12 protein-coding genes are annotated in these 15,265 nt (G+C 69.8%); 10 read left to right on the top strand and 2 right to left on the bottom strand.

The window, feature by feature from the left end:
- Positions 1 to 21: 21 nt before the first annotated feature.
- The 9 genes from ABZV31_RS34420 to ABZV31_RS34380 all read left to right on the top strand — a co-directional run bounded on the left by ABZV31_RS34420 (position 22) and on the right by ABZV31_RS34380 (position 10,535).
- Positions 22 to 1,122 (top strand): DUF917 domain-containing protein, encoded by a 1,101-nt coding sequence (locus tag ABZV31_RS34420; protein ID WP_355900784.1) that lies wholly within the window; start codon positions 22 to 24, stop codon positions 1,120 to 1,122.
- 28 nt (positions 1,123 to 1,150) lie between these two features.
- Positions 1,151 to 1,831, top strand: a complete 681-nt coding sequence (gene npdG / locus ABZV31_RS34415) for an NADPH-dependent F420 reductase (protein ID WP_355900783.1) — start codon at positions 1,151 to 1,153, stop codon at positions 1,829 to 1,831.
- Positions 1,832 to 1,845: 14 nt separating this feature from the next.
- Positions 1,846 to 3,384 carry an aldehyde dehydrogenase family protein gene (locus tag ABZV31_RS34410; RefSeq protein ID WP_355900782.1) on the top strand — a complete coding sequence of 513 codons (1,539 nt, stop codon included), beginning with the start codon at positions 1,846 to 1,848 and terminating at the stop codon, positions 3,382 to 3,384.
- A gap of 40 nt (positions 3,385 to 3,424) precedes the next feature.
- A complete protein-coding gene (gene moaA, locus ABZV31_RS34405; RefSeq protein ID WP_355900797.1) occupies positions 3,425 to 4,414 on the top strand; it encodes a GTP 3',8-cyclase MoaA in 990 nt (329 codons plus the stop codon).
- Positions 4,415 to 4,446: 32 nt separating this feature from the next.
- Complete coding sequence (locus ABZV31_RS34400) at positions 4,447 to 5,112, top strand: molybdenum cofactor biosynthesis protein MoaE (protein WP_355900781.1); 666 nt, start codon at positions 4,447 to 4,449, stop codon at positions 5,110 to 5,112.
- A 100-nt stretch (positions 5,113 to 5,212) separates the two neighbouring features.
- Positions 5,213 to 6,067, top strand: a complete 855-nt coding sequence (locus ABZV31_RS34395; RefSeq protein ID WP_355900780.1) for an FAD binding domain-containing protein — start codon at positions 5,213 to 5,215, stop codon at positions 6,065 to 6,067.
- Positions 6,068 to 6,076: 9 nt separating this feature from the next.
- A complete protein-coding gene (locus ABZV31_RS34390; RefSeq protein ID WP_355900779.1) occupies positions 6,077 to 6,550 on the top strand; it encodes a (2Fe-2S)-binding protein in 474 nt (157 codons plus the stop codon).
- Positions 6,547 to 8,844, top strand: coding sequence for a xanthine dehydrogenase family protein molybdopterin-binding subunit (locus ABZV31_RS34385; RefSeq protein WP_355900778.1), 2,298 nt, complete (start codon positions 6,547 to 6,549; stop codon positions 8,842 to 8,844). The genes ABZV31_RS34390 and ABZV31_RS34385 overlap by 4 nt, the downstream gene beginning before the upstream one ends.
- 59 nt (positions 8,845 to 8,903) lie before the next feature.
- Positions 8,904 to 10,535 carry a helix-turn-helix domain-containing protein gene (locus tag ABZV31_RS34380; protein WP_355900777.1) on the top strand — a complete coding sequence of 544 codons (1,632 nt, stop codon included), beginning with the start codon at positions 8,904 to 8,906 and terminating at the stop codon, positions 10,533 to 10,535.
- A gap of 125 nt (positions 10,536 to 10,660) precedes the next feature.
- On the opposite strand, the gene ABZV31_RS34375 is transcribed toward ABZV31_RS34380, so the two are convergent.
- On the bottom strand, positions 10,661 to 11,632 hold the full coding sequence (locus ABZV31_RS34375) for an LLM class flavin-dependent oxidoreductase (protein ID WP_355900776.1): 972 nt from the start codon (positions 11,630 to 11,632) through the stop codon (positions 10,661 to 10,663).
- Between the two features lie 321 nt (positions 11,633 to 11,953).
- On the opposite strand from ABZV31_RS34375, the gene ABZV31_RS34370 reads away from it, so the two are divergent.
- Positions 11,954 to 13,570 carry a hypothetical protein gene (locus ABZV31_RS34370; protein WP_355900775.1) on the top strand — a complete coding sequence of 539 codons (1,617 nt, stop codon included), beginning with the start codon at positions 11,954 to 11,956 and terminating at the stop codon, positions 13,568 to 13,570.
- 175 nt (positions 13,571 to 13,745) lie between these two features.
- On the opposite strand, the gene ABZV31_RS34365 is transcribed toward ABZV31_RS34370, so the two are convergent.
- Complete coding sequence (locus ABZV31_RS34365) at positions 13,746 to 15,227, bottom strand: helix-turn-helix domain-containing protein (RefSeq protein WP_355900774.1); 1,482 nt, start codon at positions 15,225 to 15,227, stop codon at positions 13,746 to 13,748.
- Positions 15,228 to 15,265: the final 38 nt, after the last annotated feature.

The raw sequence follows: 15,265 nt of genomic DNA, 5'->3' as shown, positions 1-15,265 counted from the left end.
ATCGAAAGGACAGAGGGAGACATGGCATACACGCTTGAGCTCGACGACTTGGAAGACCTGGCGCGGGGCGCCGCCCTGCTGGGGACCGGGGGCGGCGGAGATCCCTACATCGGGACCCTGCTGGTGGCCGAGGAACTGCGGCGCGGCCGCACCATCCGGCTGATCGAGCCGGACGAGGTCGACGACGAGGCGCTCGTCATCGCCAGCGCCTTCATGGGCGCACCGACCGTCGTCATCGAGAAGATCCCCGGCGGGGACGAGCCGGTGACGGCGCTGCGCCGGCTGGAACAGCATCTCGGCAGGAAGGCCGACGCCATCATTCCGATGGAGTGCGGCGGCCTGAACTCGATGGTTCCGCTGCTGGTCGCGGCGCGCACCGGGCTGCCGATTGTCGACGGCGACGGGATGGGACGCGCCTTCCCCGAGCTGCAGATGGAGACCTTCGGGGTGTACGGGGTCGCGGGCTCACCGATGGCGATCTGCGACGAGCGTCAGAACGTGACGATCATCGACACCGGCGATGACAACCGCAGCATGGAGTGGTTCGCGCGCGGAGTGACGATTCGGATGGGCGGCGTCTCCTACATCGCCGAATATCCCATGAGCGGCACCGACGTGAAGCGCACCGCGATCCCGGGGACCATGACGCTGGCCCTCCGGCTCGGCAGGGTGATCCGGGAAGCCAGGGAGAGCCAGCAAGATCCGTTCCAGGCGTTGATCGACTACCTGTCCGGCACCATCTACGAGCACGCACGCATCCTGCTCGAGGGCAAGGTCGTCGACATCGAGCGCCGCAGCGCCGACGGGTTCGTCCGCGGCACCGCGACCATCGCGACGTTCGACGGCGCGACGAAGGTGGAGCTCACCTTCCAGAACGAGCATCTGGTGGCCCGCAGCGACGGAAAGCTGCTCGCGATCGTCCCGGACCTCATCTCGGTGCTCGACGCCGAGACCGCGACGCCGATCACGACCGAGGCGCTGCGCTACGGGCAGCGCGTGCGGGTGATCGCCATCTCCACGCCGGCGATCATGCGCACCCCCGAGGCACTGGACGTCTTCGGTCCCCGGGCCTTCGGCCTGGACGAGGACTGGACGCCGGTCGAGAAGCTCGCGCCGCTGTGACCCGGACCATTCACCCCCAGGAGCACCCATGCAGTCGCAGACTTACTCCATCGGCGTGATCGGTGGCACGGGCCCGCAGGGCAAGGGACTGGCGTACCGGTTCGCCCGCGCCGGACACCGGGTCTTCCTCGGATCCCGCTCGCCCGAGCGGGCACAGGAGGCGGCCCAGGAGCTCAACGCCAGACTTCCCACGGACCAAGCAGTCTCCGGGACGTCCAACGCCACGGCCGCATCGGTCAACGAGGTCGTACTGCTGGCCGTTCCGTGGAACGGCCACGCCGAGCTCGTGGCAGATCTGCGCGACCACCTGGCCGGCAAGATCGTGATCAGCTGCGTCAATCCGCTGGGGTTCGACAAGCGCGGCCCCTACGGCCTGCCGGTGAGCGACGGCAGTGCCGCCGAACAGGCCGCAGGGTTGTTGCCGGACAGCCGTGTGGTCGGGGCCTTCCACCACGTGTCCGCGGTAAGCCTGCTCGGCGACGCCGAGTACCTCAAGGACGAGGACGTCCTCGTCTGCGGTGACGACGCGGCCGCGAAGGGCGTCGTGCAGGAGCTCGTCCGTGCGGTCACCGGCCGGATCGGAGTGGACGCCGGGGCGTTGCGTCTGGCCCGCCAGCTCGAACCGCTGACGGCGGTGCTCATCTCGATCAACAAGAAGTACAAGACGCACTCCGGCCTCGCTGTCACCGGCTTGACCAGAAGTCACTGAACGAGGAGGTGCACATGTCTCTCATCCTCAAGCCCGGCACGGCCTGGGCGGACGCCTACGCACGCTGCGTGGCCGTCGCCCCGGAGGCATTCCACGACGACCGGGTACTCAACCTGTGGGGCGGCCAGTGGCGTCGCGACGGTGCTCCCATCCCCGCGACCTCCGCGGTCGACGGCACTGAGATCGCCGGGCCGCCGTTTCTGAGTCTTCAGGAGGCCTCCGCCGCGGTCGCCGCCGCCGCGCAGGCGCACCGCGAGTGGCGTCAGGTGCCGCTCGCGGAGCGCAAGGCCAAGGTCACGGCCGCGCTGGACGCGCTTCAGACCCACCGGGACCTGCTGTCCCTGCTGCTGGTGTGGGAGATCGGCAAGCCGTGGCGTCTGGCCACCAATGACGTCGACCGCTGCATCGACGGAGTGCGGTGGTACGTCGAGGAGATCGACCGGATGCTCGTCGGCCGCACGCCTCTGGCCGGACCGGTCAGCAACATTGCGAGCTGGAACTACCCGATGAGCGTGCTGATGCACGCCATGCTCGTCCAGTTGCTCGCCGGCAACGCCGTGATCGCGAAGACGCCGACCGACGGCGGACTGGCCTGCCTGACGCTGGCCTGTGCGCTGGCGGCACGCGAGGGCCTGCCCATCACGCTGGTCAGCGGTTCCGGGAGGACGCTCTCCCCGGCCCTGGTGGCGGCACCGGAGATCGGCTGCGTCTCGTTCGTCGGCGGACGGGCGGCCGGCAGCCAGGTGGAGAGCCTCGTCGACCAGGGGAAGCGGCACATCCTGGAGCAGGAAGGTCTGAACTGCTGGGGGGTGTGGGAGTTCAGCGACTGGAAGACACTGTCCGGTCATCTGCGCAAGAGCTTCGACTACGCCAAGCAGCGGTGCACCGCCTACCCCCGCTACGTGGTGCAGCGCTCGCTGTTCGACGACTTCCTCGCGGCCTATCTGCCCGTGCTGGACGAGGTCCGGTTCGGGCACCCACTCGCGGTCGCTTCACCGGACGATGCGCTGCCCGATCTCGACTACGGGCCACTCATCAACGCCGCCAAGGTCAAAGAGCTGAACGACGCCGTGGCGGAGACCCTCGACCGGGGCGGTGTCCCCCTCTACCGGGGCGACGTCGGCCGCGGCCGCTTCATCGACGGCCAGGACCGCTCCGCCTACCTGGCGCCGGTCGCGGTCCTGAGCCCGCCGAGCTCGTCCGCGCTCTTCCACGCCGAACCGTTCGGCCCCGTCGACACCATCGTGCTCGTGGACACCGAGGCCGAGCTGCTCGCCGCGATGAACGCCAGCAACGGAGCGCTCGTCGCGTCCCTCGCCTGCGACGACGAAGCGACGGCCCAGCGGCTGGGCAGGCAGCTGCAGGCGTTCAAGGTGGGGATCAACAAGCCGCGGTCCCGCGGCGACCGCGAGGAGGTCTTCGGCGGCAACGGAGCCTCGTGGCGCGGCGCATTCGTGGGAGGTGAGCTGCTCGTGCGCGCGGTGACCGACGGCGCGCCCGACGACCCGCTGCACGGGAACTTCCCGTCCTACACCCTGCATCCCGCAACCTGAGACGAGGAACCGCATGGGCCGGATCACCGGTCAGGCACCGATGCTCATCGACACCTACGGTCGGGTGGCGACCGACCTTCGGGTGTCGCTGACGGATCGTTGCAACCTGCGCTGCACATACTGCATGCCCGCCGAGGGACTGGACTGGCTTCCCAAACCCGAGCTGCTGACCGCGGACGAGATCGTCCGACTGATCCGCATCGCGGTGACGCGGCTCGGCGTCCGGGAGGTCCGCTTCACCGGCGGCGAGCCACTCCTGCGGCGCGACCTGCTCGATGTGATCGGCCGGGTCGCCGCGCTTCAGCCGCGGCCCCAGATCTCGTTGACCACCAACGGCATCGGCCTTCCCCGACTCGCCCGGCCGCTGCGTGAGGCGGGCCTCGACCGCGTCAACGTCTCCTTGGATACGTTGGTGCCCGAGAGGTTCCGCAAGCTCGCGCGGCGGGACCGGCTGGCCGATGTGGTCGCAGGCCTCGCGGCGGCTGACGCCGCGGGCCTGCGGCCGGTCAAGGTGAACGCGGTGCTCATGCGCGGCGTCAACGACGACGAGGCGCCCGAGCTGCTGCGCTGGTGTCTGGAGCGCGGTTACCAGCTGCGTTTCATCGAGCAGATGCCGCTGGACGCCCAGCACGGCTGGAGCCGTGACGCCATGGTGACCGCCGCGGAGATCCTCGACTCGCTGTCGGCCGTGTTCGACCTGACCCCGGAGGACGAAGGGATTCGTGGCAGCGCCCCGGCGGAGACATGGCTGGTGGACGGTGGTCCGGCACGGGTCGGCGTCATCGCCAGCGTGACCCGGCCGTTCTGCGGCTCCTGCGACCGGACTCGGCTCACCGCGGACGGTCAGATCCGCAACTGCCTGTTCGCGCGGGAGGAGTCCGATCTGCGCACCCCGCTGCGGGGCGGAGCCACCGACGAGGAGCTCGCCGAGCGCTGGAGAGCCGCGATGTGGACGAAGAAGGCGGGCGCGGGCATCGACGACCTGGGATTCCTGCAGCCATCCAGGCCGATGTCCGCCATCGGGGGCTGAGAGCTGCTCCCGGGCAGAGGAAGAGGACATGCATGCAGATCCGCGTGCTGTATTTCGGTGCGCTGCGCGAACGGTTCGTCGGTACCCACCAGGAGGACGTCACCGTGACCGACGGAACGACTCTGGGCCGGCTCATCGACCGGTTGTGCCACCTGCACCCCGGCCTGGAGGGTGTCCGCCGCCACGTCAAGGCGGCCGTGAACGAAGACTTCGCGCCACCCGAGCGGCCACTGACCGACGGTGACGTCGTCGCCCTGATCCCCCCGGTGGCCGGTGGTGCCGAGCCCTACTGCCGCCTCACCGAACAGCCCCTCAGCGTGGACGAAGTCCTGGCCGCTGTCACCGGCCCGGGGCAGGGGGGCACCGTCGTGTTCATCGGCACCGTGCGCGACCACAGCCACGGCAAGCAGGTGACCCGCCTGGAGTACGAGGCCTACCCCGGCATGGTCCTCAAGACCCTGGCCGACATCATCCACCGGTGCCAGTCCATCGCGTCCGGTGTCCGCGTCGCGGTCGCCCATCGCACCGGCCGGCTCGAGATCGGCGACGCTGCCGTCGTCATCGCCGCATCCGCCCCGCATCGGGCAGAGGCCTTCGAGGCGTCCCGGATGTGTATCGAGTTGCTCAAGGAAGAAGTGCCGATCTGGAAGAAGGAGATCTCACCTGACGGCGCCGAGTGGATCGGCATGGGTCCATGAGCCCCGGGGTTCCGGACCCCTCGGTGCGGCAGCGGGTGTCGCCGCTCTGGCCACGTCTCCGCTGGAGACTCCACAACGAACAACACCGCGAGGTGATGTGGTGAGTACGACCACGAAAGGCTGCGAAGTACTACCGGCCACCTCGGTCGACGAGGCGGTGCGCGCACTGGCCGATCTCGGTGACCGCGGAGCGGCCCTGGCCGCCGGAACCTGGGTGATGCGCTCGTCCTTGCGAGGTGAGGACCTGCGTCCCCGCTACGTCTCGCTGAACGGCATCGCAGAGCTGCGCGCGATCGAGTCGGGCGAGGAGGTTTCGCTGGGGGCGCTCACCACGCACACCGACCTCGCGTCGCGCGAACTGCCCGCCGCGCTGGCGGGGCTGGTCGGCGCGGCGGGTCAGTCCGCGTTCCCCCAGGTGCGGAACGTGGCGACACTGGGCGGCAACATCGGCGCGACCGGATTCGCGGAGGCGGATCTGGTCCCTGCCCTGCTTGCTCTCGACGCCCGGCTCGAGACCGCCTCGCTGCGGGGCCGGGCGACCGTGCCGCTCGGCGAATACCTGCTGGAGCGCGCTCAGCGGCCTGCGGACGAGATCGTCGTGCGGGCGCTGGTTGCGGCGCCGGCCACCCGTCGCTCCGCGTTCGCCCGCCTGACCGTGCGCGGCGGGGGTGAGTACGCCATCGCCAATGTCTGCGTCTGCGTGGATCTCGATCCCGACGGAGTCGTCACCGCGGCGCGCGTGGCGATCGGATCCGTGGAACCTGTCGCGCGGCTGTCGCACGCCGCGGCCGATGCGCTGGTCGGCAACCGGCCGTCGGCGGCCGCCGGTGAGGAGGCGGGCCGGCTGGCCGCAGCCGACTGCACGCCGAGGGACGGTCTTGACGCCCCCGGTTGGTACCGCCGCGAGGTGCTGCCGTCGCTGGTGCGCCGCGCCTGCGCCGAGCTTGCCGTCTAGGAGGATGTTGTGTCGTACGCGTTCACGCTCAACGGCCGTGGCGTCGATGTCGACGTTTCAGGGCTGACGCCGCTGCTGGAGGTGCTGCGTGAGCACTTCGGCCTCACCGGAGCCAAACCCGGCTGCGGCGAGGGACGGTGCGGCGCCTGCACCGTCCTGCTCGACGATCAGCCCGTCGTGTCCTGCCTGCTCCCCGTGTCCGCCGTGGAGGGATGTTCGGTGCGCACCGTGGAGTCGCTGGCCGGAGCGGACGGCCCGCTCAGCCCCGTCCAGGACGCGCTGCTGGACGCCGGCGGGGTGCAGTGCGGGGCCTGCATACCGGGGATGGCGATGACTCTGACCGCGGTTCTGGAGCAGAGCCGCGACCTGTCGGAGGAGACCGTGCGCCAGTCCCTGACCGGCAACATCTGCCGCTGCACCGGCTACCAGAAGATCGTCGATGCGGCACTGCGCGCCGCCGGAACCGACGGAGGCCACCGATGACAGTGGTGGGTACCAGCGTCCGCCGAGCGGACGGGGACGCCAAGGTGCGCGGAACCGCGGTCTACGGCATGGACTACACCGAACCGGGCGCACTGGTGGTCCGGGTGTTGCGCTCCAGCGTGCCGGCCGCGCGGATCACCCGGCTGGACACCAGCCGAGCGGAGAAGATCCCGGGGGTCCGGGCGGTCGCCACCGCGGCCGACACCCCGGGGCTGTCCGGCATGCTCGTCCTCAAGGACCAGACGGTGTTCGCCCGCGACGAGATCCGCTACGTCGGCGAGCCGATCGCCGCTCTCGCCGCGGACACCACCGAGCAGGCCGACGCGGCGATCGCCGCGATCGAGTTGGAGGTCGACCCGCTCGAACCGGTCTACGATCTCGAGGCGGCACTCGCCGACGACGCCAGGGTCATCCACCCCGACTGGGAGAGCTACGAGACCCTCCTCGACGGGCCTCGCGGCGGGAACCTGGCCTGGGAGGCCCGTGTCGAACAGGGCGACGTGGAGGCCGCTTTCGCCTCGGCGCACCTGGTGGTCGAGGACGAGTACCGCACCCCCCGCCAGCATCAGTGCTCGATCGAGCCGCACGCCGCCGTCGCCCGCTACGAGCAGGGCCGCTACATCGTGCACACTCCGACCCAGTTTCCCTTCCTGGTGCGGGGGCGGGTCGCGGAACTGCTCGGCGTCCGCCCCTCCGACGTGCGGGTCGTGGTCCCCACCATCGGCGGCGGATTCGGCGGCAAACTGGACGCGATGCTCGAGCCGATGGCCTGCGTCCTGGCACGCAAGGCGGGGCGTCCGGTCCGCGTGGTGAACAGCCGCGCCGAAGAGCAGGCCACCTGCGGTCCGAGGGAGAACGCCATCGTGCGTCTGCGCACCGCGGTGGCGAAGGACGGCACCATCCTCGCCCAGGAGGGCGTGATTCTCTGCGACAACGGCGCGAACTCCAGCGGTGAGACCGTGGCGTGCGCAAACCTGGCACCGCTCGCCCTCGGCGGAACCTACCGGATCCCGAGCGCCCGTTACGTCAGCAAGGTCGTCTACACCAACACCGCGCCCACCGCTGCGTTCCGGGGCGTCAACGGCAACTACTGCGTCTTCGCCCAGGAGATGCACCTGGACCACATCGCCAGGGAACTGGGGATCGACCGGCGGGAGTTGCGGCTGCGCAACGTACTGAAGGCCGGCGAGCAGATGGTCAACGGCCAGCAACTCGACGACGCCTTCCTCGAGCAGGCACTGGCCAAGGCCGACGAGATCGCGCCTTGGGACGAGCTGACCGCCGCGCGCCGGCCGCTGCGAGGCGTGGCGGTGGTGCCGATGACCTGGATCACCAACCCCGGTCCGTCCGGAGCGACGGTCAAGCTGGGCGAGGACGGCACCGTCACGGTGACCTGCGCGGCCGCCGAGATCGGCACCGGCGGGGTGGCGACCGGAATCCGCCAGATCGTCGCCGACGAGCTGGGCGTGCCGTTCGAGGATGTGCTGGTCACGCCGGCCGACACCGACGCGGCGGGCTACGACCACGGCGCCCAGGGCAGCCGGACGACCTTCGGGACGGGCAGCGCGGCGCTCGACGCCGCGGCGCAGGTCCGCGAGCAGGTGCTGGATGTGGCCGGCGGGATGCTCGAGGCCTCCCCGGAGGACCTGGAGCTGGTCGACGGCCACGTGGGTGTGGTGGGCGCCCCGAGACGACGGGTGAGCCTCGCGGCGGTCGCCGCGACCGCGCTGTGGTCTTCCGGACCGATCTCGGCGGCCGGCAAGTTCGTCGCCCCACCGGTGCCGTTCGACGCAGGCTGCATGGTGGGTGCGGCGTTCACGCACTTCAGCGCGGCCTCCTACCACGCACACCTGGCCGAGGTGGAGATCGACCCCGACACCGGGCGGGTATGGGTCACCCGCTACGTGGTCGTGCAGGACGTCGGCCGGGCCATCAACCCGCAGATGATCGAGGGTCAGATACAGGGGGGTGTGGCGCAGGGCATCGGCTACGCCCTCTACGAGAACCTGCGGATCAGCGACGGGGTCGTCGTGGACAGCGGCCTGGAGACCTACCGGCTGCCGACCGCACTCGACGTGCCGCCGATCGAGATCGCGATCCTGGAGAACCCCTGCTCTTACGGCCCCTTGGGGGCCAAGGGAGTCGCGGAGCCGTCCATCATCCCGGTGGCCGCCGTCATCGGCTGTGCCGTCGCGGACGCGATCGGCACGCCGCTGCAGTCGCTCCCGCTCACGCCGTTCGACGTGCTCGCCGCGCTGCGCCACCGGGACCAGGAGATCAGCCCCCGCGACTGACCGCTGATCACCATCGAGCTCGACACGAACAGGAGGCGGCGACACCCGTGTTCGCACCCATGTCGAGGAAGAGGCCGGCCGATTCGATCGCCGGCGCCGCGAGCGGGCAGCAGGATGACACCGTCTCCCTCGAACAGCTGCTGGCGCAGTTGGGCAACGGCCTCCTGGAGGTCGTCAGCGCACCGGCCGGTCTCGACCGGCGGGTGCGCACGGCGGTGATCTGGGATGCCGCCAACCCCGTCCGTATCGACCGGGACGACATCGTTTTCGCGGTCGGGGTCTCGGGGAATTCGCCCGGTCTGGTCCAGCTGATCGACACGGCCGCCAAGGCCGGGGCGTCCGCTGTGCTGTTGAAGGGCCTGGAGCAGCACGCATGGGCCCGGGCGGTGGCCGACCGCGCGGACGTCGCGGTTCTGGTCGCGCCGCCCGACCTGGCCTGGGAGTACCTGCATGCGCAGGTGCGGGCGGCGGTCGCCACCGGCCACGCGTTCCGTACCGACCACGAGGGCACCGTGTCCATCGGTGATCTCTTCGCACTGGCCGACGCCGCGGCTGCGGACCTCGGTGGCGAGGTGGAGATCGACGACGCGAGCATGCACGTGCGGGCCTTCTCCACCCGTGGCGGCGAGATCGATGAGCTGCGGCGCGCATCCATCCTGCGCCGCTTCCCGCCGCAGAGCTTCATGCAGTGGCTGCGTGGTTCGGGCTCGATGGGCAGGATCCGTGAGTCGTCGCGCCCGGTGCGGCTGGATCCGCCCGGCCAGCGCCCCCGGCTGGTGGCCGCCATTCGGGCGGGCATCGAGGTGCTCGGCTATGTGTGGCTGGTGCAGGGCGCCCAGCCGTTCGGGCCCGATGCGGAGGCCGCGCTGATGGAGGTCGCTCGCATCGCGGCCGCGCAGATCGTCCGGACGAGGGCGGCCGAGAACATCGACCGCCGGCTGCGGGCCGAGTGCCTGCGCGGTGTGCTGGAGGGGACCGGGTCGGCCTCGCTGCTGGCCGCCCGGCTGGAGGTGTCCGGCGGGGAGCGGTTCCGCGTGCTCGCGTTCCGGCCGCGCGACGGATGGTCCGATGACCGGGCGGAGCGGCTGTCCGTCCACGATCTCGTGGCACTACGGGCCGAGATGAGGGACCGACGGGGAGCCGCGGTGGCCGCGGGCGATCATGTCTACGCGCTGATCTGCGACACGCCCTCGCGGGAGGCCGGCGCGCCACTGGCACAGGAGATAGTGACCCTGACGGGCAATCAGCTGGGTGTCCGGCTGGTGGCCGGTATGAGCGGTCTGATCGACTCCCTCGATGCGCTGCCCGCGGCCCGCACGCAGGCCGACCGGATCGTGCGCCTGCTCGTGAGCACCGACGAGCCGGACATCGCCTCCCCGGACGATCTGCGACCGAGGGCGGTGCTGGCGGAGATCCGCGAGCTGGCCCATGAGCGCCCGCAGCTTCTGCAAGGCAGCATCGACGTGCTGCGTGAGCTCGACGAGAAACGCAACTCCAACTACATCGCGACGCTGCTCGCCTACTTCGATGCGGCGTGCGACCTCACCGAGGCCGCCAAGCTGCTCTACGTCCACCGCAACACGCTGCGCTACCGGCTGCGGCGGATCCAACAGCTTTCCGGGTTGAACCTGGACGACCCGGTGGAAAGGCTCGTCGCGGAGCTCCAACTGCGGCTCGCCCTCGGCGACTGATCCCGGCCGTTCCCGGCTCGGCCCGCGATACCGGACGCCGGCGCAGCGGCCTGGCCAGGGCCGCATCGCCGCGCCACCACCGACGTGAAACCCCCTCGGTGGTGGCGATGCAGGGCGCGAACAGGTCAGCGACCAAGGGCCGGCAGCACGGACTTCGCGACGAGTTCCAGCTCCTGGGCCGCGCTCTCCGGGTTGGCCGGCGACAGCACGACACTGGTCGCGCCCGCCTTGAGCAGCTGCTCGATGCGCGCGCCGACCTGGTCGGGATCGCTGGCCACGGCCAGCTCGTCGATCCATTCCTCCGGCATGTCCCGCACCAGTCGGTCGGTGCCGCCCTCGCTCAGCAACTCGGCCAGGTGGTCGTTGTAGCCGAAGGCCTCCGTCAGCGCGTTGTGCGGGCCGACGGCTTCGAGGTAGAAGGCCAGCAGCGGCCGGACCGCGGCGCGTGCGGCCTGGCTCTCCTTGTTGACGCTGAACAGCGCGAAGGTCGGCAACAGGTGTGAGCTGCTACCGGCCTCCGTCATCCCGGTGCGGATGTGCTGGAGTGGTGACTCGATGTAGTTGGTGCCGGCCAGCACGCTCATCACGGTGCCGTCCGCGATCTTGCCCGACAGGCGCAGGGACTTGGGCCCGAGCACGCCGGTGAGCAGCGGGACCTGGGTGTCGGGCATAAAGCTCAAGGACACGTCCCGGAAGGTGAACTGCCGGCCCTCGTTGTCGACGGTCCCGCCGGACAGCAGCCGCCGGATGCCGGTCACACACTCGCCCAGGGAGGTGAGCGGCGAGCGGGGGGTCAGTCCCATCTGGTCGGTCCAGGCCGGCACTCCGTGGCCTATGCCCGGCAGAAATCGGCCCGGGTGGACCCGCGCCAATGTGGCGATCTCCATTGCGGTGATCGCGGGGTGACGGGTCATCGAGGAAATGATGCCGAGACCGACCGTGATGTCCGTGGTGGCCTGCAGGGCCAGCCCGGCCGAGGTGAAGCCGCCGTAGTGGAAGCAGTCCTCGGCGACCCAGACCTCGCCGAAGCCGAAGTCCTCCGCCTGGCGGGCCAGCGGACCGATCCGGCGGCGTCGTCGCCGTCGCGATGAACACACCAACCGCCACCTTGCTCATGACTCGCTCCTGTGGGGTCGACGCCGACAGCACCTTCCAAGGGCACCACTGTCGCTTCGGCCACGACCGGGGGGAACAGTCGAGCCGGGCAAAGTTCGGCCCCACATATGTCTGATCCGGAGACATCGACCGGCACTCGCCGGGGGCACCATCTGCCGTGCGTCCCGCCCGACCGCTCTCGGATGCGCCCATCGAGCGGGCCGGCGACGCCTGACCGCGGCGCTCGCGAACCCCTCCGCCTTCTCCTTCGTGGGGTTGCCGCGTGGACGCATGGACCCCAGCCACCCAGGGAGCGGATGCATATGAAAGTCGACCCGACCAGATCGACCGATCTCGAGGTGATCTACACCGACGATCCCGAGGTCGTGCGCGAGGCCGCCACCGAGGACTACACCCAGCATGTCGTGCCGCGCTCGTGGCGGATGAGTCCGCTGCCACTGGCGAGCGCCTGGTGGGCACTGGCCAGCGCCATGTTCTGGCTGATTCTCGGCGCGCTGGTGGCGCTCGCCGTCGGCACGGTGGACGCCATCATCGGCATGGTGCTGGCCGTGATCGCCTACGGTGCCGTCAACTACGTGCTGTCCGCCTACGCGGCCCGCACGGGCACGACCGTCAACCTCTTCTCCCGCGGGTTGTTCGGCTACGCCGGCGGGGTCCTGGCGCCGCTGCTGGTCACCGTGATCTCGATCTACTTCTGCACCTTTGAAGGCTCGGTGATCGCCGTCGCCTTCCATGAGTACTTCGGCGGCGTCGACCTGAAGATCTGGTACCTGATCGTGGTGGCCTACAGCGTGCCGCTGGTGTTCGGCGGCGTTCGGGTCTTCCTGGACAAGTTCAACGGGCTGCTGTTCCCGTTCTACGTCATCGGGCTGGTCGTCGCGGTGGTCTGGACGATCCAGGCGCACGGCACCGGCGGGGACTGGCTCACCTGGCGCCCGGCCGAGGTCCAGGTGAGCGGGCCCGGTTGGTTCTGGGCGTTCACCGTGTACATGGGTGACTGGGTGCTGATGATGTTCACCTGGGACTACGCACGGTTCGGCCGGACCTCGCGCCGCGACATCCGCCGCAACGGCTGGTTGACCTTCGGCCCCGGCTTCTACCTGTTCACGATCCTGGCGAATGGTCTGATCGGCATCTTCATCGCCCTGACGATCCCCAGCAAGGGGCAGTTGACCGAGCTCTCCGGTGTGCTGGGCATGGTGCAGATGATGGGCCTGACAGCGGTCATCCTGGTCTGGGTCAGTCAAACCAGGATCAACACCGCCAATTTCTATGTTGCGACCACCAACCTGGAGAACGTGGCCGCCCGCGTCTTCAAACTGAAGTTGTCGCGGGTGACGTGGGCGATCGTCGTGGGCGTCATCGTGTACGTGGTGATGCTCAGCGATGTCTTCTCGTTCCTGCTAGCCGCGCTGCGGTACCAGTCGGTGCTGACGGTCACCTGGACGGCGTGCGTGCTGGTCTGGATCGCCTGGGGCCGGCTGCGCGGGCCGTCCTCGGAGCACACCGAGTGGCGGCCGGGCCGGGTGACGCTGTTCAACTGGGGCGGGCTCGGCGCCTGGGCGGCCGGAACGGCCGTCGGAATGGTGCTGCTCAGCGTCGGCGACGACAGCTCGTGGACCGCGACCTGGGCACTGCCGCTCTCATTCGTGGTGTCGGCGCTGGCGGAGCTGCTGGTGCTCGCCACATCCGGGCCGGAGCGGACGGTCATGCGGCGGCCGCGTGACCCGCGCGAGGAGGTCGACGACCCGTGGGAGGCGAGGATCCGCTGCCACCACTGCGGCAGGTTCTACCTGGCCGTGGAGATGGACCGGGATCCGGGGCACGGGCATCAGGCGATCTGTGCGAGTGACGCGCAGGCCAGCTCCACGTTCTACCGGCATGCTCGCTCGGAGGCGCACGGTTCCGCCGGTCGTTGAGCGTGGATGAACGGATGAACGGACGCCGGGTGTGCTTCCGCAACGCCACCCGGCATCCGTTCATGGCGTTGGGCGCCGGCCCGAGGACGCGTGACGCCGTCCGTCACCACGTCACGAGGCCCGTATCCTCCTGCCGGTAACGCCCGTGGTCCTGTGCGCCCTTGTGCCATGCGGCTCAGGCAAGTCCGCGAGCTCGGCAGGCGAGCTGCAGAAGCAGCCAGTCGTCGGGGTTGTCCGGGTCGACGTCGAGTTCCGAGAAGATTCGTTCAATCCGGTAGGCAACCGAGTTGCGATGCAGATGTAGCGCTGCCGCGGTCTTCGACAACGAGCCGTGGTTGTCGAGGTAGACCTGCAACGTCTTGATCGCCTCCTCGGCTTTGCTGTTGCTCATCCGGTCCAATGGTGCGAGCACTGTGGCGATGGCTTTACGCGCGGTGTGCGAGGCGTACCACTCCACGAGTGTGCGCCGCAGGCCCAGGTTGTCGAAGGCCGTGGCGACGCCCGGCCGGTTGCGGGTCCGGGAGGCGGCGACGGCCGCTCTGGCTTCGGCGGCGGAGTTGATCAGCCCGAGCGAACCCGAGTGCGCGGTGCCGACGCCGCAGTACAGCACCGCATCGGGGAACCGGCGTATCGCCTCCTGCAACGCCTGGTTCGCCGACTTCGTGGCCTGGGCTCCGGCGGAGGGCCCTGGATCGTTGCGGCACATGCGGATGACCAGCACTGAGCGATCCGTCCAGGCCAGATGCCAGGTGCCGCCGGTGGACCGGACGGCGTCCAGGACTATCCGGCCGAGCAGTTGGCGTGCCTCGAACCCGGCGACCTCCTCCCGCCACAGCTCCTCGGCGTTGTCGTGCTCGATTCGCACCACGACATGCCAGCCGTCGATCGGCAGGCCCATGGCTCGTGCTCGCCGCAGCAGCTCCGAGCGGCCTTGCTCCGAACTGTCCAGGATCTCGGACAGCAGCTCGGCACGGGACCGGATCGGCAGCTCCTCGGCACGGCGGGCGGCGTCCGCCGCGAGCGCCAGGGTGTCCGCGAGCAGCCTGCCGACCAGTACAAGCTCGGGGCGAGACCGGGCCGAGGCGTCTCGGACGACGACCCACCGGTCCGGTTCGCCGTCCACCTCGACCGGAAACGAGAGTTCGCCATCCGGCTCCGATCTGACGACTATCTCCGCAGCTGCTGCCTTGGCGACGTCTTCGACCATCGCCGCGGGATCCGGGGCCATGGCGGTGGTCCGCTGGAAGGCCTCGACCGCCCGGCGCAGGGCCAGCTCCGCCGACCCGCGCAGTCCGGCATCGAGAGTGGTGACGAGGTCCGCCAGGTTCACCGGATCCGTCTGGCGAAGAATGGCGATCCCGAACCGGCGTGCGGTTTCCACGGAGGTGGAGGTCAACGGGGGCGTGCTGGGCTCGGAGAGGACGAGAGCGGCCACGCCTCGAGCCACGGCCATACGCAACGCGATGTCAAACTGGTAGCCGTCCACGGCCGCGCAGACGTGTGAGCCAAGGACTGCGACGGACTTCGAGGGCGCGTTCTGCAAGTCGAGCAGCCGCTCAGCTACAAAGACGCATTCAACGTCCGGATCGTCGGCGCCACGGGCCACGCATTCGAGCCGTAGCCCGGGCGCGTCCTTCAGGTCGGCGAGCATCGTCATACGACTCTCCCTCGGCGAAGTGCACGAAAACATAGAAG

This window comes from Streptomyces sp. NPDC005202 (genome assembly GCF_040608235.1).
Lineage (GTDB): Bacteria > Actinomycetota > Actinomycetes > Streptomycetales > Streptomycetaceae > Streptomyces.
Note: the sequence above shows the minus strand (reverse complement) of the source record. Positions and strands in the feature narration are given on the sequence as shown.